The organism is Pseudomonas koreensis, from assembly GCF_012986595.1.
Lineage (GTDB): Bacteria > Pseudomonadota > Gammaproteobacteria > Pseudomonadales > Pseudomonadaceae > Aquipseudomonas > Aquipseudomonas koreensis.
This window is the reverse complement of the sequence record NZ_JAAQYM010000007.1, coordinates 330,055-354,734: the sequence shown is the minus strand read 5'-3', so window position 1 is coordinate 354,734 and position 24,680 is coordinate 330,055. Positions and strand designations below refer to the sequence as shown.

Here is a 24,680-nt window from a genome sequence, read left to right as displayed (position 1 = left end):
GCTCGCTCCCACAATTGGATATTTGTTGGGTCAAGAATTGAGTTGTGCCAGGTAATCCCACGGGTAGATCCCGCGCTGGTGCCCATCGCTGAACACCAGTTGCACGCCGTAGCCCTGCGGATTGATCTCGATCAGCCGAACACGGTCATCGACCCGCGGGGTCATCCCTTTCAGGCGAAACGCACGGCACTGCGAGCACGGGCACTGGCGGCGCAGTTCGGCGTGGTTGAGCACCGATTCACGGCCGTCCGGCCAACTCAGGCGCAACGTCTGCGCGCTTTGTGAATTGCCTACCGACAGCGGATTCATTGCAACTGACTCAAGGCAATCCGCACCGCTTTGCGCACTTCCGGGTCACCGTCGTCCTGCGCCGCCTGCAACGCCGCCACCGCCCCGCGATCATGCAACTCACCGAGGGCCAGCGCGGCTTCCTTGCGCAGGTTGCTGATGCGATGGCCGAGGGTCTCGATCAACGCGTCCAGCGCCGGGGCAAAACGCAGGCGACCGAGGCTGCGAGTGGCGCGCAGGCGCACTTGCCAGTAATCATCGCCCAGCGCTTCGATCAACGCCGGACCGGCATCGCTGTGGCCGACCTTGCCCAGCGTGGTGGCCGCCTCTTCACGCACTTGCCAGGCGTGATCCTGCAAGGCCTGACGCAACGCCGGCAGCACCTCGGCGCCGGAGGCCAGGCCGAGGGCGCCGGTGGCGGCGCGCCGCACTTCGGTGTCCGGGTCGGCGCTGGCCAGGCGTGCCAGCGCCGGCAGCGCGTCGAGTTGCTTGAGCCAGCCGAGCACGCCGACCGCTTCGCGCCGCACATTGGCATCGGCGTCGTCGAGTGCCGCGACCGCAGCAGGCGCGGCGGCGACGAAACGCAGTTCGCGCAGGGCGCGGAACGCAGCGATCCGCACACTGACTTGCGCGTGATCGGTCCACGGCAGAATCACCCGGCCAGCGGCTTCGCTCTTGAGCAGGCTCAGGCTTTGCGCTGCTGCGGTTTGTACGGCGGGCGACGGGTCGGTCAGCGCCTGACACAGCGCCGCCACCACCGGTTCGTCCTCCCAGGCTTCCAGCAGTCGCGCGGCTTCGGCGCGGACTTCTTGCGCCGGATCATCGCTCAGCCGTTCGACCAGCCAGAGCAAGCCGTCCGGCTCTTCCAGGTCCGCGAGATCAATCAGCGCAATGCGCCGCACGCCGGCATCGTCAGCGGTCAGACGCGGTTGCAGGGCGAGAATGTCCGGGTTATCGGTCACAGCAAAAATAGAGGTCATAAGGCAAATCGCGGCAAAGGGTTTTCGGGAGGCAGGCCGAGCGGATTGAGGCGCGGCAGCGGTCGGTCGTTGTCATGGCGCAGCAGGTCGAGGCAGTGGCGTTTGAGCCGAGAAAACTCGGCGCTGGTCACCAGCTCAGTGGTGCGCGGGCGCGGGAAATCCAGGCGCAGGTCTTCGATGATTCGCCCCGGCCGCGCGCTCATCACCAGCAGGCGGTCGGCGAGGAATAGCGCCTCGTCGATGTCGTGGGTGACGAACACCACGGTGGTGCGGATGCGCGTCCAGATGTCCAGCAGCAGTTCCTGCATGTTCAGGCGGGTCAAGGCATCCAGCGCGCCGAAGGGCTCGTCCATCAGCAGCAGGCGCGGACGGTTGACCAGCACCCGGGCGATTTCCACCCGTTGCTGCATGCCGCCGGAAAGCTGATCGGGCCAGCGTTCGGCAAAGCCTTCAAGGCCCACCAGTTGGAGAATGTCGTCGGCGGCTCGGTGGCGCTCAGTCTTTCCGATGCCACGCATCTTCAGGCCAAAGGCAACGTTGTCGCGCACCGTGCGCCACGGGAACAGCGTGTGATGCTGGAACACCATGCCACGTTGCGGCGACGGCCCGGACACCTCGCCACCATCGACTTTCAGGCTGCCGGCATGGGCGCTCAAGTGCCCGGCGAGTGCGCCAAGCAAGGTCGATTTGCCGCAACCGGACGGGCCGAGAATGCACACGAACTGGCCCGGTTCGATCTGGCAATCCAGACCGTGCACGGCTTCGAACGCGTGCTGGCCTTCGCCGAGGACGATCGACAACTGACGAATATCGATCCGCCCTTCCGGGGTTTGCATTGCGCTCATCAGGCTTTTCCTCGTGGTCGGTGCCAAGGCGTGAACAGCCCGCCCAGACGTTTTATCAACAGGCTGCTGCCCATGCCCAGCACGCCGATCAGCAGCATGCCGACGACGATGTCGGCGTAGTTCTGGATGGTGTAGGACTCCCAGGTGTAGTAACCGATGCCGAACTGGCCGGAGATCATTTCCGCGGTCACCAGGCAGAACCACGAGGTGCCCATGCCGATCGCCAGGCCGGTGATGATGCTCGGTGCGGCACCGGGCAAAATCACTTCGAGCAACATCGCCCGGCGTCCTGCCCCGAGGCTTTTCGCTGAAGCGATCAGGCGCGGATCGACGCCTTCGACACCGTGCACGGTGTTGAGCAGGATCGGGAACAGCGCGCCGGTGAAGGTGATGAACACCATCGACAGCTCCGACGACGGGAACATCAGAATCGCCAGCGGAATCCACGCCACCGCCGGGATCGGCCGCAGCACTTCCAGCGGTGGCAGCAGCAGGTCTTCGGCCCATTTCGAGCGGCCGATGGCCAGGCCCAGGGCGATGCCGATCAGCAGTGCCGCAAGGTAACCGGCGAACACGCGGCTGAGGCTGGCGGTCAGGTGCTGCAGCAGCTTGCCGGAATCGCCCAGGCCCAGCGCCGCTTCAATGACCGCCAAGGGGGCGGGCACGTTGGCGAAGGTGACCAGTCCGAGGTTCCAATGGTGGCTGGCGGCGAGTTGCCAGAACAGCAGGCAGAGCAGCAAAGAAGCGGCCCTTGGAACCCAGCGCTGAATAGATCTGAACATAAATATTCCTTTCACCACGCCCCCTGTAGGAGCTGCCGCAGGCTGCGATCTTTTGACTTTGTTTTTCAGAATCAAGATCAAAAGATCGCAGCCTTCGGCAGCTCCTACAGGTGGCAGCGATGTTCTGCGGGTTAGTGGATCGCCACAGCCTGGGTCGTGGCATCGGTGAAATCGAGAACCTTGCCGCCCTGCGCCGCCGCGAACTGCTGCGCCTGGCCCTTGAGCAGAAACGCGCTCAAACGCCCCTTGGCATCACTGGCAAACCACGCCTGATCGGCGAGCAATTTGATCCCGCTGTCACTGGCCTGCGCATACACCGCGCGGATGTTTTTACCTTCCTGCTTCAAAGCGGCCAACGCGGTGAAAGCCGATTCAGCGGAAGCGTACTGGCGCACCTTGTCTTCGCCGCGTACCCAGATTTCCGCGACGTGGCTGAAGTCAGTGATGGCTTTGCCAGTCGCCGCATCCGTGGCCTTCAGCGGGGTCTGCGCGTAATTGGCGAGCTGCGCGGTGTAGTCCAGATTCGACGCCTTGAACGCGGCGCGGATGTACTGGTCGTCGATGAAGGTATTCAGGTCGAGGCCACGATCGGCCTTCTTCAGCAGCTTCAGCGTATCGATTGCGGTGCCGACGGACTGGCGATATTCCGGCTTCCAGCTCAGGTCGCGGGTCTGCACGCCGAGCGGGCCGTGGAACAGGTAATTGACCTCGGCATCGACGCCGGTGACCTTGGCGATCAGCTCGCTGTACTTCTCAGGCTCGGCAGTGAGTAACCGATTGGCCTCGATGCTCGCCCGCAGGTAGGCGACGACGATTTCCGGGTACTTCTTGGCGTAGGCCTGATCCACCAGCGCACCGTGGAAGGTCGGTGCGTTGGCCTGGGCACCGTCGTAGATCTTGCGGGCGAAGCCACGGCTGGGGAACAGTTCGGCGAACGGCACGAAATCGGCGTGGGCGTCGATCTTGCCCGCCTGCAATGCGGAGCCGGCAACTTCCGGTGGCTGGGCAATGATGTTCACGTCCTTGAGCGGGTCCCAGCCCTGCTCTGCCACCGCACGCAACAACATGCCGTGGGCCGTCGAGGCGAATGGCACCGAGATGGTCTTGCCCTTGAGCTCGCTCAGCGACTGCACCCCGGACGCGCTCGGCACCACGATGCCGTTGCCGCTGCCCTTGATGCTGCCCGACAACACACTGATGAACAGGCTGTGCTTGCCGGCGGTCTCGAACGCCACCCCGTTGAACGCCCCGGGGAAATCGGCCATGGCGCCGAAGTCGAGTTTGCCGGCGACCATCTCGTTGGTCAGCGGCGCGCCGCTGGTGAAGTTCTTCCACTGCACGTCGTATTTCGCGTCCTTGTAGGCGCCGTCGTGCGGGAGGTATTTGTCGAGCAGACCGAGCTCCCGAATCAACAGGCCGCCCGCAGCGCAGTTGATGGTGGTGTCCTGGGTGCCGATGGCGATGCGAATGGTTTCGGCCGAGGCCGACAAGGTGAATGAAGCCAGTACCAGACCGGCGATTGCTGCACGCAACATGGTTGTTTCCCCTCGAATCATTGATTGGCTGTTCGTCTCCGCCGCGATCAGGGCGCGGTGGGAAACGAGGGGGTTTTGGTGATTCCAGCGTCCGGGTGTTCCGGATGGCTTTATGGCTTACCACAATCCCCTGTAGGAGCTGCCGCAGGCTGCGATCTTTTGATCTTGATCTGAAAAAACATAAGTCAAAAGATCGCAGCCTTCGGCAGCTCCTACAGGGACCGGGTTTCAGCGCAGGAGATAGGGAATATCGACCTTTACGGCCCCGGTCGGGCAGTCCTTTTCACACGGCATGCAGTACCAGCATTCATCGAACGCCATGTAGGCCTTTTGCGTGGCCGGGTTGATCGCCAGCAGGTCCATCGGGCAGACGTCGACGCACACGGTGCAGCCCTTTTCGGCGATGCATTTGTCCTCATCGACGGTGACCGGGGCGTTGGAGCGGAAGAAGATTTCCTGGGCTTGATAGGCCATGGTTCGGACTCTCTCTGGTGATGCATCAAGCGGCAAAAGCGCCCACCCGCAAGCGGTCGTAAGCCTGCATTTCTTCGGCATCGAGCGGGATGATGTACGGCTCGACGGGCTTCTTGAAACTGGTCATCTGGCCGTCGTCACCCTTCTTCAGGTGGCAATGGCAGAACCATTCAGCGTCGTTGCGCTGCGGGTGATCGACGCGGTAGTGATACAGGCCCCAACGGCTTTCGGCGCGGAACAGCGAGGCGCGCGCGGCCATTTCGGCGCAGTCGCGGATCACGCTGGTTTCCATCGCGCGCATCAGTTCGTGGGCGTTGTTGGCTTTCATCTGCTCGAGGTCGCGTTCGATGTCGCTGAAGCGTTGCAGACCGATCTGCATCTTCTTGGTCACTTTCGGCGGTTGCAGGTAGTCGTTGACGAAGCGTCGCAGCTTGTACTCGACCTGGGCCGGCGGCAGGCCGTGCTCACGGTCCAGCGGTGCGTAGACCCTGGCTTTTTCCTTCGCGATCTGCCCGGTATCCAGCGCCGAAAACGCGCGCCCGGCGACGAAATCCGCCGCGTTGTGCCCGGCAAACCAGCCGTAGGTGAACGCGCCGAGCATGTAGTTGTGCGGCACGGCAGCCATGTCGCCCGCCGAGTACAGGCCTTTCACTGAGGTCTCGGCACGCTCGTTGACCCACACGCCCGACGCCGAATGACCGCTGCAAAAGCCGATCTCCGAGATGTGCATCTCGACCATCTGCGTGCGGTAATCGGTGCCGCGATTGGCGTGAAACTGGCCGCGACTTGGGCGTTCGTTGCTGTGCAGGATTTCCTCGATGTTCTGGATGGTTTCCTCGGCCAGGTGATCGAGTTTGAGAAACACCGGGCCGTTGCCGCTTTCCAGTTCCTGGTGGAATTCCCACATCATCTGCCCGCTCCAGTAGTCGCACTCGATGAAGCGTTCACCCTTGTTGTTGGCGGTGTAGCCGCCCAAGGGTCCGGTGACGTAGGCACAGGCCGGGCCGTTGTAGTCCTTGATCAGCGGGTTGATCTGGAAGCATTCGAGGTTCGCCAGCTCGGCCCCGGCGTGATACGCCATCGCGTAACCGTCGCCGGCATTGGTCGGGTTTTCGTAGGTGCCCATCAGGTAGCCGGAGGACGGCAGACCGAGGCGACCGGCCGCACCGCAGGCAAGGATCACCGCTTTGGCCTTGATCACATGGAAGTCGGCGGTGCGGCAATCGAAGCCCATTACGCCATTGACCGCGCCCTCCTCGTCGGTCAGCAAGCGGGTGCAGACCAGTCGATTGGTGATGCTGACCCGTGCGCGTTTCAACTGGCGGTAAAGCACCTTCTTGATGTCGTGCCCTTCCGGCATCGGCAGCACGTAGGCGCCCATGTGGTGGACTTTTTTCACCGCGTAATCGCCGGTTTCGTCCTTCTCGAACTTCACGCCCCAGCGGTCGAGCTGCTCGATGGTTTCAAAACTGTGCGTGGCGTAGGCGTAAACGGCGGCCTGATTGACGATGCCGTCGTTGGCGATGGTGATTTCCTTGGTGTACTGCTCCGGCGTCGAGTGGCCGGGGATGATCGCGTTGTTCAGGCCGTCCATGCCCATGCTGATCGCGCCGCTGCGCTTGACGTTGGCCTTGTCCACCAGCAGCACGCGCAAGTCGCGGTTCTTCTCTTTGGCCTTGATCGCCGCCATCGGGCCGGCGGTGCCGCCGCCGATCACGACGATGTCGTATTCCTGCTCCAACGTGTTGCGTGTCATGCCTGCTCCCCTTTTTGCCGGTCGATCCGCAGGCGGTACTGGAACGCATCGCCACGGTAGTAAAGGTGTTCGAAGTCCAGCGGCTGACCGTTGGCGTCGTGGGTCAGACGTTCGATGCGCATGATCGGCGAGCCGGCTTCGACGTTCAGCGCCTGGGTCAGGTCGCTGTCGGCCAGCACGGCGTCGATCGCCAGGTCAGCGTGGCCGAGGGCGATGCCGCAGTCGTTTTCCAGAATCAGGAAGATGTCGCGCGTCACCAGATCCGCCTTCTCCAGGCGTTCGCCGACGGCTTTGGGCAGGTAGGTGATTTCCAGCGAAATCGGCTCGCGGTTGATCAGCCGTACGCGTTTGATCTGCGCCACAGTCTCGCCTTCAGCGACTTGCAGGCGCTCGGCCACACGTTTGTCGGCGGGGATGAATTTGAAGCTGCGCAGGCGATTGATCACCTCGTAGCCGCGCCCGGTCATGGACTCGGCGAGGCCTTGCAGGCTGCTGACGTTCTGGAAGGTTTTCGGCTTGGCGACGAAAGTGCCCTTGCCGTGGATCTTGAAGATCAGCCCTTCTTTCTGCAGATCGCCCAAGGCCTGGCGCACGGTAATGCGGCTGACTTTGAACAGCGTGCCAAGCTCGCTTTCGGAGGGCATCTGGCTGTCTTGCGGGTATTCGCCGTCAAGAATGCGCGCACGCAGGACATCGCGCAGTTGGGTGTGCAGCGGGACGCTGCTGAGGGACAGGACGTTATCGGTCATCAGGGATCACTTGTTATAACGAGTTATGACGTGATCTTAGAGACGTTATGACAAGCTTGAGAAATATTGTTTGGGCATAACCTTAGAGCTGAGCACAGAACATGAAGATCATGTCTGATTCTGTGGCGAGGGAGCTTGCTCCCGCTGGGCAGCGAAGCGGCCCCAAAACCCGGCGGTCGCAGCCCGTCGGGTGTACCGAGGAGCATGGTTTTACAACTGCTGCGCAGCCGAGCGGGAGCAAGCTCCCTCGCCACAGGGTTGTGGTTTAACGCGTAAATCAGTGGCGTTTGAGGATCTGGTCCATCACCCAATCGGTCTTGAGGGCTTGTGCGGCGACAGCGGGATGTTGCGAATCGCCACGGATGTGCGCGTTCATGCCTAGGACGTGATGCCACTGAATGTGGTCGTGATGGGGGATTTCCAGGCTGATGATTTCATCCGCATGAAGCTGCACGGGATGTTCATCGAATACGGAAAGACTGATCCGACCGAGGCTGCCGATAATCTCGACCCGATCCTCGCGCCGATCCGCGACAAAGCTCCAGCAGCCCATGCCCAGTGCTCCGCAGGCGAACCGCCAACTGGCGCTGACGGCATCTTCGGCGGCGTACAGACCGGCCTGCCGCGCCGTGAAACCGGCGACCTCGACGATGTCGCCGAGCAAATACTGGAACAGGTCAAAACCATGGCTGGCCAGATCGGCAAAGTAACCGCCGCCGGCCACGCTCGGGTCGGTTCGCCAATTGGCGCTGCCGGCCAGATCCGCCGTCGATGGGGCCTTGGTCAGCGTCCAGCTCAGGTGCCGCACCTCGCCGATACGGCCCTGCGCCAGCCATTGCCGCACTTGTTGAAAACGCGGCAAAGAGCGGCGGTAGTAGGAGACGAACAGGTGCAGCCCGGCATCGGCGAACGCCTGCTGCATCTCGCGGCTTTGCCCGGCGTTGAGCGCCATCGGTTTTTCGACGCAGCAATGCTTGCCGGCAGCGGCGACTTTGAGGCTGTAGGCGTGGTGACTGTCGGGTGGCGTGGCGATGTACACCGCGTCCACCTCGGGGTCGTTGATCAGCGCATCGACATCGGTGTAGACCCGGGCGATGGCATGGCGCGCGGCGTAATCGCTCACGGCTTCGAGGCGCCGCCCCATCACCGCCACCAGCGCCGAGCCGGGCGCCTTGTAGAACGCCGGCCCGCTCTTGCGCTCAGTGACGCTGCCGCAACCGATCATGCCCCAACGCACCACGTCCATGGTCAACTCCTTTTGATTTGAAACGACTCAGCCCAGGCGCACGGCGCGCAGATCGAGGTGGCCGTCCTTGATGGGCGGGCACCAGTAGTAGCCGCCGGTGATCGGCCGGCTGATGCGGTACAGACCGTCGGTGATGCCGTCTTCCAGCCCGCTCATCCGCCGCAGTTGTGCTTCGAAGGCATCCAGCGAAAAGCCGAAGGCGAGGAACATCAGGCCGGCGCGATCGCCTTCGATCCACGGCATCGAACGGCGCACGACGAAGGCTTCCGGGGCGAAGCTTTCCTGGGCGGTGCGTTTGACGTGGGCGGAGACTGGCGCGTCGTCGATCTCTTCGTTGTCGCTCAGGCGACGGCCCATGATGTTGTCCTTGTCTTCACCGGACAATTTATGGAAACCCTTGAGGTCGTGCTGCCACTGCTGGATTGCGGCGAAACTGCCGCCGACCAGACCTTCGGCGCCCTCACCCAGCAACGCGGCAGCGATGGCGGCGTCGTCGTGCGGGTTTTCGGTGCCGTCTTCGTAGCCGGTCAGGTCGTGGCCTTCCTTGTGGCGGAAGGCTTCCTGCATCTCGACCAGACGCAAGGCCGGGGCCAGCGCGGCTTCGAAAGCATTGCAGCGGTTGAGCAGTTCGCCACGGTCGACACCGTGCAGCCAGACCCACAGTGCGTGCTGGGTCGACGGGTTTTCCACGCCGACGCCGCTCATCGCCGGGAAGCTGCGCAGGCCGTCGATCTGCACGTTCAGGGCCTTGACCAAGGGTTCACCGAAACCGACCACCGCCGACTTGCCGTCCACCAGGTTCAGCAAGTTGTCGAACGCCTGCGACAGTGCTTCAACCGACTCAAGGGCGAAAAACAGGTGACGCGCTTGTGCAGGAACGGGGGTGGCGAGAATGCCAGGCTGGTAGTAACTCATGTGAACTCCTTGGAAAAGTGCGCGGGAGTTTACCTGTAGCCGGAGGATTTGTGGGGGCTCTGAAAGTCGAAAGATCGCAGCCTTCGGCAGCTCCTACAGGGAACGGTGTAGGAGCTGCCGAAGGCTGCGATCTTTTGATCTTCTAAATGCTAGCGGTGCTCTCGGTACGCCACGCACTCGGGCTCATTCCCGTCCAGCGCTTGAATGCCCGACGAAAACTGCGCACATCGCTGTAACCCACTTCTTCGGTGATGCGCTCGATTGGCATGTCCGGATTGGCCAGCAGGCTCATGGTGCGTGCCTGACGCACCTGCTCCAGCAGCGCCTCGAAGGTCAGCGCATGCTCGGTCAGGCGCCGGCGCAAGGTGCGGCTGCTCATGTTCAAGTCACCGGCGATCTTCTCGATATGGCTGCCCCGGCTCAAGTCCCGGGCAATCGCCCGCTCCACCGCCTGAATCAGGTCGAGTTTCTGGTGCACCTGCGCCGCTTCCAGCTCCAGCAAGGCCACGGCCTGACGCAGTGCCAGGGAATGATGATTGGGCAGGTTGACGTCGAGCCATTGCGCGTCGATCAGCATGCGATTGTGCAGACAGCCGAAGCGGACGTCCGGGCCAAGCAGGCGATGGTATTCGTTCAGATAATCCGGGGCGGCGTGCACGAATTCCACGGCAATCGGCTTGAAATCAGCCCCCGCCAGCGCCCGCCCGTACACCAGCAAACTGGCGAAAAACTCTTCGACCGCGAACACCTGCACATCAGCGAACGGCAGGCGGCATTCCGCATCAAGGTGCACCTGCCCGCCCACCACATCGACGCTGGACACCACGATCCCGCCGGAAGTGTGCTGGTGGCGGATGCCGAGTGCAAAGGCATCGCGCAAGGTCTTGCACAGCGACAACACATGCCCGAGCAGCCCCAGCGTCCCCAGCACGTTTTGCGCGCCCACCCACAGGCCGAGCCCCTGATTGGGCAGCACTTTGAGCGCGCGCTGAATCATGGCCACGGCCTGGCGATAGGAGATGCGTTGTGCCGGATCCTGCAGATCCTCGAGCGTAAAGCCCAGGCCACGGCACAGGCTTTCAGGGTCGATGCCCTTGTTGTGCACGACTTCGGCAAGGGTCTGCAGGAGGAACGGCGACACCAGCGCCAGTTCGAAGGTCGGGTCTTGGACTTTTACGTTCATGGGGGCTGACATTCCGGATCACGCTTGATTGTTATTTTTGTAACCGGTTATGTCGAAGAAAGTTAGCACAGGGGACGCGGACTGTCCGCAGAAGCCCCCCTCTATGTCCGCCAATACCCTGCCCCAACGTCCGCCAAACGCTTATTTCTATGGTACCGGCGCCCCGTGCGACCGGTGCCAGGTCCCAATCACAATAATAATGAGGACAGTTATGAGCCCGAACCGTGTGACCTCCTTCTTGCCACTCGCGCTTTTCATGGCGGGCTGCACCCTGACGTTGCCCGCCCTGGCCACCGAAGCCGGCGTCGACAACATCGGCACTGGCACCGACGGCTTCTTCATGCTGCCCCTGGAGGTCGACAGCCTTCCGGAGAACATGGTCGCGTTCAACCTCTACTACAACCATTACAAGGCGACCAAGCTCAACATCAGCTCGTATGGCGGCAAGGTGCCGAACGTCGAGATCGAGTCCACCGCCGTGATTCCGCGCCTCGACTACCTGAGCCCGGTGCGGGTGTTCGGCGGACGCCTGGCGGGCTACATCGCCCAGCCCTGGCTCAAGCAGGAAGTGTCGGTATTCGGCCTCAGCGATACCCGCGAAGGCATGGGCGACACCACCATCGCGCCGATCATCCTGTGGGACATGGGCAAGAACCTGACCCTCGGCGCCGCCGTGGAAATCACCGTGCCCACCGGCGAGTACAGCGTCGATCGACTGGCCAACACCAGCAACAATTTCTACACCTACAAGCCGCTGTTCTCCTTCACCTGGTTGCCGACGGACAAGACCGAGGTGTCGATGAAGACCACCTACAGCTTCAACGAGAAGAACAAGGACACCGACTACAAGTCCGGGCAGATCTTCCACTTCGATTATTCGGCCAGCTACAAGATCACCGACGACCTGATGCTCGGGGTCAACGGCTACTACCTCAAACAGACCACCGACGACAAACAGTACGGCCACACCGTGCAGTTCGCCGGGCAGGACGTGGATGACGGCGTGCGCGGCAAAGTGTTCGCCATCGGCCCGGCGCTGCACTTCACCTTTCTCAAATACGCCAGTGCGGAGATACGCTGGGCCAAGGAATTCGACGTCGAAAACCGCCCCGAAGGCGAGATGCTCTGGGCGAAAGTCAGCATCCCCTACGCTTTCTGACCCCCCCGCAATCCCGTGTAGGAGCTGCCGCAGGCTGCGATCTTTTGACTTTGTCTTTTCGAAGCAAGATCAAAAGATCGCAGCCTGCGGCAGCTCCTACAGGTGATAAAAAAAGGGCGACCAAATGGCCGCCCAAACGTACTGCACGAGAGTCTTTTACAACGTCAGTTGCCCACGTTCCTCCTCGGTCAACTGCTGCTTCGCCTGTTCATCCAGCGCTCCGGCGCCCAACACCTGCACCGGGCTGTTTGGGTTGTAACCCGGGGCCGGAGCACGGCTGGCGCCATCGCGGGACGGCGCGAGTTGTTCGTTGCCGAAGCTCAGCACCTGCACGGTGAACACCGACGCCTGGTTCTGTCGCGCCGCCGCTTGCTGCTGACGCGCGACATCTTCCGCCGCTTGGGTGGCAGACGATGCGGCGGAGCTGGCCGAGGTGATCGCGCCCGTGTTCACCGCCGAGACCACCGGCACACCGGTCGCCTTGCCCTGCACCGAGATGTTCGCGGCGTTGACCACCGTCAGTGCGGCGATATTGACGTTGCCCGACACGCGAATCCCCGCCTCACCGGCATCGATGGTGCCCAGCGGCGCGATCAAGTCGATGTCGCCGGGCTTCACTTCGGCAATCGGGTTGAGCGTGGCGATACCGGCGCCGGTGCTCGGCACCGACGGCGACAGGGTCACGTTGCCCCAGGTGTCGTACACGCGTTTCGGCGGGGTGTAGACCACAGTGGTTTTCGAGCCACGACCGGCGTTGATATCGCCCTCGGCCGACCAGCCGAGAATCGAGCCGCCAAACGTGGTCATGATCCGGCTCTGCCCCAGCAGAATGCTGCCCTGCGAATAGAGCTGAATGTTGCCCGAACCCTGAGTGATGATCCCCGCCGTGGATGGCGGCGCCGCGCCTTCGATGCCGAACACTTGGCCACCGCCCGGTGTGAGCATCTGGATGTCGCCGCCAAACAGCGTCTTGACCCCGGCGCCACCGTAAAGGGTGATGTCGCCGTCGTAGCGGATCGGATTGCCGGCCACATCGGTGCTCGGGAACAGCGCCGCGATGGCGTTGCGACCGCGCAGGTAACTGCCTTTGCGTGGGCCGTCGGCATCGTTGTATTCCAGGCCACCAGCGCGCAGTTCGGCGAAGTACACCTGACGGGCGAAGATCGCCTGCTCGGCACTTGGCAGCGCAGCGTAGAACACTTGCGCCTGTTCGGCGTTACCGCTGAAGCCGTAGCCCAAGGTCAGCCAGCTCTGCAGCTCGTCGAGGTAGGTCTTGACCACTTTGCCCGGCTGACCGTTGAGAGAGGCATTCGGGTCGGCGAGATTCTGCGGGTCCAGGTAGCGGGCAATGAACCGCGAATAATCCGGCCCCTGCGCGCCCACACCGGCCTGCAACACCACGCTGGCGCCCGGCTGTTTATCGCCTGCCACCAGCGAGCCGAGGCTGGTGATGCTGGCGCGGTTTTCCATCAGGATGTTGCGACCGGCATTGATATCCAGGACGCCGGGGCCCGCGATGTCAAAGCTGCTGTAGAGGATGTCCCGCCCTGCCGATACCCGCGAAACGTCCCTGGGGTCGTCATGCACGAACAGGTTGCCGGTCGAGGTGATGCCTTCTGTTGGCGTTATGCCCATCTCGGCACTCGGCACCGTCGCAGGGTTGCCCAGGAAAGTACCGGACGCCACGATATCGCGCCCCGCCAGCATCCAGACAGGGCCTGCTGCTTCGTACCAGGTGCGTTTCGACAGGCTGAACGTCAGCGTTTCACCGCTGCGAACACCCACCAGATCGCCGGTCAAGGCATAGAACCGCGCCGGTGTCTGGACGTCGCTCAAGCCCGAGTAGCTGTTGGCGCCGAAAGCGAATAACGGATAGCGCAGGTTTTTGTCCGGCAAAACCCCGTCGCTGTTGCGATTGCTCATGATCGGCGTGGCCGACGTGTTGTTGCCGTACCCGTTGAAGGCCGGCGCGAACGGTGTGGCGATGGCCAGCGGACTGGCGCCCGACTGATTGATCGCATAGCCGCCCGCGTAGATCGAGTCCTGCGCCAACAACTCCAGTTGCCCGGTGCTGGAAGGTGCCAGCAGCAGCGAATAACCGGTTGCCGGCACCGTTCCACTGCCCTGGCTGTAGACCGCTGAAGGTCCGGCATAAATCGAACCTTGCGCCGCCACCGCCCGCAGAATCGACGGGTAGACGAAGCGTCCGTCGGTAGGCGACGTATTACGGCCGGTGACAGGGCCTTGACCTGTGACATCACCCAGTTGAGTACTCGGTGTCAGGTTGCCTCCCGCCGAAAACAGGTCGATGGCGGTGTGATCGGTCCACAACGAGAAGCCCGTCAAGCCGCCCCCCTCATGGACGACACCGTCGTCAGTGGTGAACGGCGTGGAGTTCTGCAGCCGCACCCGACCCGGGTCCGCCGCCCCGCCCAACACCAGATCGCCGCGCGTGCTGAGGCTCATCCCCGAATCCCCCGGAATCAGCACCAGCCCACCGGAGGCGCTGCCCATCGTGGACGTGAACGGGTCGAACGGGCGCACTTCACGAGGATCCTGGGTCGCGGCTGCGGCGCCATATTGCAGATTGATCCCGCCCAGCGCGCCGCCCGCCAGTCGCGCAGCACCGCGCAGGTTGATCAACGCGCCTTGCAGGTCGTGTTGTGCGACACCGATGCCATTCTCTCCGGCCCGGGCCTGCAATGACGGGTTCACCGATCCGCCAATGCGGATGTCCATGTCGCCGCCACCGGTCAATTGCAGGCTGCCGTCGCTGCCCACGCGCCCGGTGCTGCCGACCGCCACGACCAGCCCCTGCCCGCGCGGATAAAGGTTGGTTTTGTTAGCGTCGCCCATCGCCTTGAGCATGCCGGCATCGCCCCCCGTGCGCAGGCTGATATTGCCGCCGCCCAAGGTGCCGAAACCGGTGAAACCGACCAGGTACGGGCCGGTATCAACACTTTGATCCGGCAACGGTTGCGTCGCATAGCTACCGAAGTTGATCCACCACGCGGTCGGCACATCACGGTTGCCGGTGCCCTGTCGCCAGAGCCAGTTGCCCACGGCCACACTCGGAACCTGCTCGCGGGTGTCCATGTTTTGCGACAAGCCGCGACGCCCCAGTACATCGCCCGAAATCGAACCGCCGGCATTGATAGTCAGGTTACCGCCCATTTGCGGGTACCAGGCCTGATACAGGCTGTCGCTGCCACTGACCCATTTTTCGTAGTCGCCGCCGGCACTGCCCAGCACCGAGCCGTTGTCCGACAGTTTTCCGCGAGGCTGATTGAAGCGCGGGTCGATGTCTTGCGACTGAGTGCCGGCGGTATACACGCCGTACGGCGAATCCATGCTCAGGTCGCCGGCGGCGAGCACGTCCAGATCGCCGGTGCCGGTGCGCAGCACGCTGAACATCTGTGTGTGGGTCTTTACCGTGGTACCCGGTTTGTTTTCCACGCACAGTTCCGGGAATGCACCACACCAGGCGAGTACATCATCGTCGGTCATCGGCGAGCCAGGCGGCATGCCCATCCAGTTGTCCGGTGCCCAGACCCAACGCGGCGCCGGCACACAGGAGTTCGGCGCCCAGTCGCACCACATCATTTGATCCTCGGGGACGGGGTCGCCCGGCGTGAAGCCGCCCAGGTTGCCCTCGCCCCAGACCAGGGTCGGTGGTTTTTCTGTCACGGTCAGACCGTAATGGGTGTCGGCCAGGCGCAGATTGCCATCGCTGGACACCGGTTTGATCGCCCGGCTGTCCGCGGCGTCCAGATCGGCCCCCGCCACCACGCGCATCGACCATGACGCGCTGCCGGCCGGCAACATGCTGGCGACCGCCCAATTGCGCCCCTGGGTCGTGCCGGTCAATGGCCGCAACTCGATGAACGCCGTACCGTCCGCCAGCACGACATTGGTCATCGATGGAATCAGCGAGCCGCGCAACAGGGCCAGCGAACCGCTCAGGCGCACGCCCTTGATCCCGTTGTCGCCGGCCTCGGCGCTGCCCGGCAACGGCACGCCTTTGGGCCAGCGCAGAGCTTGCAGCGCCGTTGCGTTGTTCAAACGGATACCCGCTCCCAAGCGACTGCCCGCCGGCAAGGTCACGCTGTCGGCGAGCAGCGTGCCAGCGGCATACAGCACGTTGCCCGAAGCATCGCGAACCGAGCCGGCGAGCACCGTGCCGGCGCCGAAGGTGTAAGGCGCCGCCAGCGTTGCCTCGGTCGGCAGCAGCGTGCCACTGGCCAGCGTCGTCGCTTGCAACGGGAGGTCGTAGTTCAACGTGGCGCCGACCGGGAACAGGGTACCGTCGGCGAGCGTAACGCCCGCGCCCGGCACGATCAGATCGCCGCCGAACGGCTGAATCCCCGGCAGTAATTTCCAGCCGGCATCGTCCACGGTCTCCGGCGGCGGTGCGAAACCGTCGTTGAGGCTGCCGTGGATATCGAGGTTGCCGCCCGCACGGATCACCAGGTTACCCGCCTCGCCCGAGCCGTAGACCGAAGTCTTCTGCGTGTGCGGATTCAGGCTGGCATAGCGGTAACCGGACAGGTCCACATCACCCTGCACCACCAGATCACCGTCGGCAGTTTTGCTGGCGATCTCGATCCCAGGCCGCAGATGGAAGGCGTCGGCATACGTGGCGTTGTTCAAACCGGCCAGTTTGTTATTCAGCAAGTTGCTGTTGGCCAGCGCCGCGTCGATGAACGCCGTGCTGTCGCCGTGGATGCGATCGAGATACGCCTGATCGATCACCTGATACGGACGTCCGCTGGCCGCCGGGTCCGTGCCGTCGCTGGCATCGGTATAGCGGCGCGTGGCGTTGAGGCCAATCGAGCGCGCGCCCTGAATACTCAGGGCACCGCCGGCATCGATGGCAATGTCACCCGCTCCCAGGCGTGGCGCGTTCAGTTCCAGCGTGCCGCGCAGCAACCCGTCGGACTGCCCCGGCAGAACGCCGCGAACGGCATCGGTGCCATGGCGCAAATCGATGCGCGCACCGCTGCCGAGGGTCAGCACGCCTTGGCCGGAGTCGAGTTCGACCATTGCCCGGTTCGGGGCGTCGATTATTTTGCCGTAGCTGTCGACCCGCAGCACACGACCATGGGCGTCAAGCACCGCATTGCCTGCCAGGGTCAGACCGTTTTGCGCCGACAGGCGAATACTGCCGACTCGCTCGCCGCTGGCATCGATGAGGCCAGCCACCGTCAGCCGGCCGTTGTCTACCGAAACATTGACCTCGCCCGCCTTGAGCCCGTCGCCGATCAACAGATCGCCTTGCTTGAGCTGCAAGCTGCGGCTGCCAAAGACCTGCCCTGCGTTCAAGCGCTGATTGAGGGCCGCGAACTGCTGGCCCGGATCGCCATTGAGGTGCTGCGCGCGGATATCCACGCCACCGGCCCTGTACGGCACCCGCGTGCCGCCGGCATCGTAATAGCCGCTGCTGGCACCGAGGATATCGCCCTGCAGATCGACCATGCCGGCATCGGCGGCCAGCGCGACGGCGCTCAGGTTACCGGCCTGATGGTTCTGCGCCGACAGATCGATTCGCGAACCCGCCACCTGGCGGATATTGCCGTCGCGGCTGTACAGCGCCACATCACCGCCCCAGCTGTACTTGTTCACATCGTTGAAAGGCAAGGTGCGACCGGCCATGTCCAGATACGCGCCACCGGCGAGGGTCAGATCATCCTCGGACTTGACCACCAGCTTGCCGCTGGCCAGGGCGATGCGACTGTCCAGCAAGACATTGCGCGCATCGAGGGTCAATTCCGCCCCCAGCGCATTGGCGGCAGCCGCTGTGCCGGCCCCCGTCAGGGTCAGGTCATTACCGGCCTTGAGCAGGTTGACCGAGCCCGCCTCTCCCGTCAGCAATGGCGTACGCAGCGTGAGATTGCCGCCGCTGTAGGCATAACCGTTGACCGGATCGAAAGCGCCCTGCGCCTGATACACCGCCAGGCTGCCCTTGTGGTTGGCGGTGATGCGTTCGCTGGCGGTGAGATTGACATCGGCAAAGCCCAGCACCAGCCGCTTGTTCTGATCCAGACCGCTGGCCTGCGGATTGGCGCCGTAACCGAACTCGATCCGTTGCGCCTGAATATCAAGCGAACCGCGACCGGTGCCGGCGCCGCCCGTGATCACCGAACCCGGATCCTGAGTCGCACCGTTCCAGATCAGATTGGCGGTGCGAATGGACGCCACGTCACCGCTTTCACCCAGGCCGTAAATGGCCGGCGTGCTGAGGATCAGGTTTTGCAGCTTGCTGACACCGGTCTGCGGATCCAGCGTATCGAGGCTGACACTGCCGTAGAAATTGAACGCATCGCGGCTGGTCAGGCTCAGGGTTTCCAGCGCCGGCGCGCCGAACTGTGTATCGCCCCGCAACAGGCGATTCAAGACATTCTGGTTCAGGGTCAGACCGGTCGGCACCCGGTTGCCGGCGGCGCTCAAGGCCTCGGCACTGCCGGCATTCACCGAGCCCACGGCCAGCGTCAGATGACGGGTGCCGAAGCGCACCGACTCGTCGAGCTCGAACTGCCTGTCGGTGGCAGCAGTAATGCTGCCATTGGAATAGAGCAGTGTCGGGTTGTTGCAGGCTGTCGTCGGGCAGTTGCCGATGCGGATGTCACCCGAGCCGGATGTCCTGACCGACACTTCTGGCGCCAGCACATTGGTCCAGCCGTTCGACACCACCAGCAGCCCTGCCGCACCGGGTTTGTAGATGAAGCCGGTGCTGGAATCATAAGGTGCATTGCCACGCCCCAAGGTGTTGATACCCGAGCCGGCTTCGAGGGTGATACCACCATCGGTCCGGGTGGTGCGCAGCAGCACTTCGGGTGCCGACAACACGGCGCCCTCACGCAGGGTGATCGTTGCGGTATCACCGCTGAACGCGATGATGTTGCCCGAGGTGTTGTAATCGATCGTCGGTTGCGCGCCGAGGGTCAAGCGGCCGGCGCCGAGCGAATTGAGGCTGTCGGCGTACAGCGACACACCTGCGAAACCGTCAATGCTCGAATGCCCCGCGCCGAGAATTTCCAAGTTCGCCGCGCCCTGCACCACGGCCGTCCCGACGACACCGCCCGTGGCCGGCTGGAACAGCGCCTGACCCTTGAAGTCCAGCGCGTTACCCGGTGCGGCGCCCTGGGACAGATTCAGTCTGAGGGATTTGCCGTCCATGGGCGCCAATGCCCGAGGCACGCCTCGGCGTGTCGCATCGCTCTGGATGAACTGACTGAAAGAGGTCTCGTTGTACTGCGAGTAACGGCGCAGCACGTCGGCGGATGTCAGGATGACCTGGCTCGCCAGGCTGTCACGCAGGCCGGTATTGGCAATCGACATCTGTCCCGAACTTGTCCACGAACCATTGCGCAGTGGCAGCGCAGCGTTGGTTGCACCCGCTGCCGCCTGACCATTGACCTCGACCCGAAAGGCACCCGGCAACAGCGCAAACGTCGAAGGCAGCAGCGTATAGGTGCCCGCCGCCAGCCCCGGCACGCCGGCCCCGAGGGTGATCTGCTGGCCGATGCGCGGATCGACCGCCCCCACCTCGGCGAGCATCGGCGCATAAGCACTCTGATTCCCCGGCACGATAGCGTATACCGGGTTGCTGGCCAGGCCCGGCAGGCTGAAGGTGCCTTCAACGGCATTGCGCACCAGCGGGTTGTAGCGGGCATCGGTGGAACCGCCACGCCCGGAAACGAAACCGGCACCGCGCAAATCACCGCCGCCCGCCAGGTCGATCAACGCGCCACCTTGCACATCGACGTACTGCGAGGTGAGCGTCACGCCGGCGGTTTCGGCGGTGATCCCTCGAAGCAGCACGGACTTGCCGTTGTAGCGATAGTCGATGCCGTCGGTGGTGCCGCCATAAGGCATGACCAGCCCGGCGGCGCTGGCCGAGGTGATGCTGCCAGGCAACAGATGCAAGGTCTGGGTATTGAGGACCAGGTTGTCGCCTAGATTGATCATGCCCAGAGGCGCACGGATCACCCCGCCCTGCTCGATATGGGCGGCCGCCAGCGTCAGGTTGCCGAAGACCGAGTAAGGCAACGCGGCAGGCGCGGCCCCGGAACTGCTGATTCGCAGGGTCCGCTCAGGATTGGCGTCACGCTGGACACTCTGATAGCCGGCGCGCACCTCGGCGGTGACATCACTGGCGGGGTAGATCTGCGCAGCACGCAGGTTCAGGTCGCCCGGTGTCCAGAGTTCGGTTTTCTCGACGTTGCCGGTGGGTGCCAGAAAGCGCAGATCGCCTCGACTGTCGAGCGTGACCTGTTCAAAGCCACGCCGCCCGACCTCCAGCGCCGGGCCGCTCAGTTGCACGATTGACCCGGCCGTGCCGAACGACAGACTGTTGCCCAGATCCAGCAGGTCTGCCGTGGCGGTGAAGTGTGCCAGCGCCACTTCGGTGGTCGGATTGTTCATCACCTGTGGTCGGATATTGCCGGGGGCATCGAAATATTTGCCCGTCCCCGACAGGCGCACGTAAGGCGCGGACAGATTGATCCGTGCGCGCTCTTGCGAGCCGTCGGCCAGCGACAAGGCCCCGGCATACAGGCTCAGGCTTTGATTCATGTGCAGATCGACGTTGCCGTCGAACGACAGCAGACCGTTGCTCAGCACGCTCAGGTTATCGAACCCGCCGGACATCAACTGATCGGCGCCCAGACGGGCACGACCGTATTGCAACTCAGGCGCGGCTTCCCCCGCTTGCAGGCTGGCCGGCAACAGCGACGGGCCGGCCTCCTGGCCGATGACGATTTCGCGCGGCACGCGAACGTCGTTGCTCGCATCGCTGCGCAGATAGCTCGGGGTTTCCAGCGCAATGTCCAGTCGCCCGCCCGCCGCGCCCGCACCACCGGCCGCAGCCCGCAGGTCACCTTCGATGAACAGGCCATTGTAGGAACTGAGCGAAATTCGCCCGCCATCCGTGGCAACCCGCGTCGGTCCCTGTCCGGCGATATCCAGCATCGCTTGTGCGCCGGAGGCCTCCAGGCGCGCACCGTTTCGCACGATCACATAGGCGTCGGCCGACGTGGCCGTGGCTTTCTTCGCATCGCTTTCGCCGCCTATGATGATCGAGCCGCCCTTGCCGACCTGGCCATACACCCTTCCCAGCGCATCGATGCCGGTGGCCACACGACCGGCCACATCCAGCACCGCGTGCTCGCCGATCCAGATCGAACGGTTGTGAGCGTGCTTGTCTGCCGTTTGCGAGGAGTCGGCGACATTGATCGAGCCGAACTGCTGCTGACGGATATCGATCGTGCCGCCCCACGCATTCAACTCGCCATCGACCGTGAGCTGACCGGCGCTGCGCAGATTGATGCGCTGCCCCGGATCGACGCTGATGCGCGAGCCCTGCCCAAGGGTCAGGGTGTTACGAGTCGGATCGACTAAAGCGATCTCGCTGGAACCGGCCTGCAAAGTCAGGCTGGCGCCGCCACGCTGGGTCAGTTGCGCCTTGAGCGGGTTTTCCTGATAGAGCGGGGGCGTCCACAATTCCATCGCCTGCTGCGGCGCGGTACCACTGAGCAGATTGGCTGCCGCGTCACCCAAACGGTAGACCGGCATCAACACGTCAACGCGGGTGTTGTCCGCAACGTCGAGACGATTGAGGCCGATAAGGCTGTAGGCAGAGAAACCCTTGTCGAACAGATCCGGTTGCAGTTGCAGCGTGTTGTCGGCAAGGGGTTTATCGGACTGGCCGATGAGGATGTCGCCCGCCTGAATCAGCAATCGACCGCCGCCGGACACACCGTAACCGCGCAGTTGGCCGTCCAGGGTCAGGTGGCTATCACCCGGCGCAGACAAGGCGCTGGACTCCAGCGTCAGATCACCGCCTTTGCCACCGCGAGTCTTGCCATTGGCCAGAATCGCGCCGCCGGAAGACACGTCCAGCAGACTGCCGGCACCGATTTCGATATCACCGCTACTGCGGATCGACACCATGCCACCGTCCAGATAGGCCAGGCTCGCGGCATCATCCGGGTTGGTCCGCAGGTTGCTCCACAGACCGCGCGTGTCCAGTTGCGCCCCTTCGGCCACACTCACGCGGGTGGCCTTGCCGGTCGGTGCGACGAGCCGGGTGTCGGTCAGGCGATCAGTGTTGAGCTGATTGAGCACGTTGCCCAGGTGCAGGCTGCCACCGCGCGCGGTCAGGTCGGCCTTGACCTGCACGTCCGGCCCGTAAAGGGTGATGTCGCCGCCATTGTCGACGGTGACGGCACCTTGCACATCGATCTGTTCTCTGGCCGCCACTTTCAGCGCGCCCAGTTGCCAGTCGCTGAGTTGCCCGGCATCCAGAAACAGCTTGCCGCTGCGCGCCTCGGACACCGCAGCGGTCAGATCCCGATCATTGCCGTCAACCGGCCGTTTACCGCCAATCTGCACCTGATCGAGCAGCGGATTGAGCCCATAGAGCAAGCCACCGGAAGCCGCCACGTACGCCGGGTCGTAACTGCCGACAATCAACTGCCCGCGCCGCGCCAGCGCCGTCTGACTCTGCGCATAGCCATCGAGTACCGCACGCGGTGCCTGGGTCTGGCGTTCGCCCTGGTAAACCTCGCCAAGCAACTGGCCTTCCAGCACGGCGTTGCGGGTGCCGATCACCAGCTGCCCGGCATCGCGACCCACGGTGTAACCCGATTCCTGACGTTTGGACGGCGCAATCAACGGGCTGTAGTAATAACTGGTCTGGCCCCAGCGCTGACTGCTGTCTTCATAGCCCTTGTACAGTCCGGTGTAGAGCAGATCTCCCGGGGCCCTGGAGATTTCATACAGACGCCCGTCGGCACCGCGCAGCCAGCTCTGGCGAATCTCGCCGCTCTGTACATCCAGCGTGCCGCCGGACAGGTTGATCAGCGAACCTTTCTCGGTCACCACGTCATTGCCGGCAAAACTCACCATGCCGCCCTGGGCCATCCACTCGCCGATGCTGTGGCCCTGGGTGCCGAGATAGCCGCCGACCTCCAGCAGACCGCCCGCGGTGTACCAGCGATCCGTGGCGTAGCCGTTGGTGCCGGCCGGGACGTAGACCAGTTCGCGCACATCGACCCACACATCATTGCTGTTGAGCGCACCTTTATCGCGGTTGCCCGAGGCATCGCGCTGCTCGTTGCCCTGAACGTTGATCTTGATGCTGTTGGATTCCATCGCGACTTTCACGCCGATGGCCCCAGACACATCGATCATCGCGCCGTCACGCACCAGGCTGCGACGCTGCGCCGCCACCGCTACCTGGCCGCCGGTGGCCAGGGTGATCGAGCCGTTCTGGAACTCGACGCTGCCGCCGCTCTGGATGTCGATACGCGACTGATCGCTGCGAATCCTGTTGTTCGGGGTAACCCCGGTCAGGGCGGCCTGACGCTGACTGTCGAGGGCGGTCAGGTCGCTGCTGTCGAGCAGGATCGCCGTCGCGCTGCCCTGCCCCAGCGTCACGCTGCCCTGGTTATCGGTGGCCGGATTGAGCAAGTGGATCGTGCCGCGAGTCGCGACCGAAGTGCTGGCCAGCAACACGCCGCTTTGCTCGACCTCGTGGCCGGTCAGGGTGATGTCGCCGGTTGCGGCCTGAATCAGACCGTTGTTGCTGACCTTGCCGGCAGCGCTGCCGGTCTTCAAGCCCGGGGTGACTTCGTTACCGAACGTCGTGGAAAAGGCGTTGCCTTCAGTGCCCGAGCCTTTGCGAATGTAAAAGCGATCGCCTGCGCCGAGCACGGTTTGGCCCTTGGCGGTGTTGATGCTGCCGTCGTTCTGCACTTCGCTGCCGAGCAGCAAGGCATAGCCGCCGGCATCCGTTGATTGGGCCGGCCGCGCGGTCTCGATGGACGCACCGCGTTCCACCAGCACTTTGCCGGCCGCGTCGGTGAACGTCGGCTGGCTGCCGGTGCTGTCGAAATACAGGCCCCGGTCGCGGAACTGGATATCCGTGATGTTGGCGGCGGCGGCCACCAGGTTGCGCACGTTGACCTGGCTGGTGCCGCTGAACACGATGCCGTTGCGGTTGATCAGCATCACCGTGCCGTCACCCTTGATCTGCCCCTGAATCTGGCTGGCCCGCGCGCTCGGGTCGTTGACCCGGTTGAGCACCGCCCAGTTTGACTGCTGGGCGAACTCGACCGTGGTGTTGCGCCCGACGTTGAAGGTCTCCCAGTTGAGAATCGCCTTGTCGGCGGTCTGCTCGATCTTCACCGTGGTCTTGCCGTCGGCCTGAGTCTGCTGCGGGCCTTTGGCGTTCTGCCAACCTTGCGTGAGGCTGTTGTCGACCTTCAGGCCGCCCTCACCCAGACCGTCAGGCACAAACTGCACCGTGCCCAGTGCCGCCGCACGACCGGCCGCCTGCGCTGCCTGTTGCGCCGCAATCGCAGCTACGGTGTTGTTCAGGGTCTGAATCGAGCGCTGCAACTGCTGGTTGGCTTTTTGCTGCTGCGCCAGCGGTGGCGTCATCCCGGGCAATCCGCCCACGCTCGGGCGTGCGGCGGCGGCCTGTTGCGCCGCCCCCTTGGCGGCAAACCATCCCGAACTGAACGCGGTCGCCGCCTCGGCACTGCCCGCCACCAGGCACAAGGCAATCGCCTGGGCCAAGGGCTTGAGCAACCACAGCGCCGGATCGACGGCCATGCGCTGCTGAGGCTGAACACGGGTACTGCGACGGGATGGGCGAGCGAGCATCACTACGAGATCCTTTTTGTTTGCCACACGAGGCCGCAGGTCGGCTTGCCCCTGCTGTTACGACATAGGCGGTTGGCGAAGGCCGCGACCGAACGGATG

General features: G+C 63.6%; 13 protein-coding genes. 1 reads left to right on the top strand and 12 read right to left on the bottom strand.

Annotated elements, in window-relative coordinates:
- Positions 1–30 precede the first annotated feature (30 nt).
- The 11 genes from HBN98_RS22730 to HBN98_RS22680 form a co-directional block, all read right to left on the bottom strand.
- Positions 31–309, bottom strand: a complete 279-nt coding sequence (locus HBN98_RS22730; RefSeq protein ID WP_064587787.1) for a DUF971 domain-containing protein — start codon at positions 307–309, stop codon at positions 31–33.
- Positions 306–1,268, bottom strand: a complete 963-nt coding sequence (locus HBN98_RS22725) for a HEAT repeat domain-containing protein (RefSeq protein WP_083368918.1) — start codon at positions 1,266–1,268, stop codon at positions 306–308. Before HBN98_RS22725 ends, HBN98_RS22730 begins: the two co-directional genes overlap by 4 nt.
- On the bottom strand, positions 1,265–2,113 hold the full coding sequence (locus HBN98_RS22720; protein WP_083368917.1) for an ABC transporter ATP-binding protein: 849 nt from the start codon (positions 2,111–2,113) through the stop codon (positions 1,265–1,267). Before HBN98_RS22720 ends, HBN98_RS22725 begins: the two co-directional genes overlap by 4 nt.
- Positions 2,113–2,895 (bottom strand): ABC transporter permease, encoded by a 783-nt coding sequence (locus HBN98_RS22715; protein WP_083368916.1) that lies wholly within the window; start codon positions 2,893–2,895, stop codon positions 2,113–2,115. Before HBN98_RS22715 ends, HBN98_RS22720 begins: the two co-directional genes overlap by 1 nt.
- A 131-nt stretch (positions 2,896–3,026) precedes the next feature.
- Complete coding sequence (locus tag HBN98_RS22710) at positions 3,027–4,430, bottom strand: ABC transporter substrate-binding protein (protein ID WP_083368915.1); 1,404 nt, start codon at positions 4,428–4,430, stop codon at positions 3,027–3,029.
- Positions 4,431–4,658: 228 nt separating this feature from the next.
- A complete protein-coding gene (locus tag HBN98_RS22705) occupies positions 4,659–4,904 on the bottom strand; it encodes a 4Fe-4S dicluster domain-containing protein (RefSeq protein ID WP_003225615.1) in 246 nt (81 codons plus the stop codon).
- 25 nt (positions 4,905–4,929) lie between these two features.
- Entirely contained in the window at positions 4,930–6,660 is a 1,731-nt protein-coding gene (locus HBN98_RS22700) for a fumarate reductase/succinate dehydrogenase flavoprotein subunit (protein ID WP_083368914.1), read from the bottom strand.
- Positions 6,657–7,409 carry a GntR family transcriptional regulator gene (locus HBN98_RS22695; protein WP_007968661.1) on the bottom strand — a complete coding sequence of 251 codons (753 nt, stop codon included), beginning with the start codon at positions 7,407–7,409 and terminating at the stop codon, positions 6,657–6,659. Before HBN98_RS22695 ends, HBN98_RS22700 begins: the two co-directional genes overlap by 4 nt.
- Positions 7,410–7,686: 277 nt before the next feature.
- A complete protein-coding gene (locus HBN98_RS22690; protein WP_083368913.1) occupies positions 7,687–8,655 on the bottom strand; it encodes a Gfo/Idh/MocA family protein in 969 nt (322 codons plus the stop codon).
- Positions 8,656–8,682: 27 nt separating this feature from the next.
- Positions 8,683–9,570 carry a Dyp-type peroxidase gene (locus tag HBN98_RS22685; RefSeq protein WP_083368912.1) on the bottom strand — a complete coding sequence of 296 codons (888 nt, stop codon included), beginning with the start codon at positions 9,568–9,570 and terminating at the stop codon, positions 8,683–8,685.
- A gap of 142 nt (positions 9,571–9,712) precedes the next feature.
- On the bottom strand, positions 9,713–10,753 hold the full coding sequence (locus tag HBN98_RS22680; RefSeq protein ID WP_064587804.1) for an AraC family transcriptional regulator: 1,041 nt from the start codon (positions 10,751–10,753) through the stop codon (positions 9,713–9,715).
- A gap of 211 nt (positions 10,754–10,964) precedes the next feature.
- Between HBN98_RS22680 and HBN98_RS22675 the strand changes: the two genes are divergently transcribed.
- Positions 10,965–11,912, top strand: coding sequence for a SphA family protein (locus HBN98_RS22675; protein ID WP_083368911.1), 948 nt, complete (start codon positions 10,965–10,967; stop codon positions 11,910–11,912).
- Between the two features lie 156 nt (positions 11,913–12,068).
- Here HBN98_RS22675 and HBN98_RS22670 read toward each other — a convergent pair whose 3' ends face one another.
- A complete protein-coding gene (locus HBN98_RS22670) occupies positions 12,069–24,581 on the bottom strand; it encodes a filamentous haemagglutinin family protein (RefSeq protein WP_083368910.1) in 12,513 nt (4,170 codons plus the stop codon).
- Positions 24,582–24,680 lie beyond the last annotated feature (99 nt).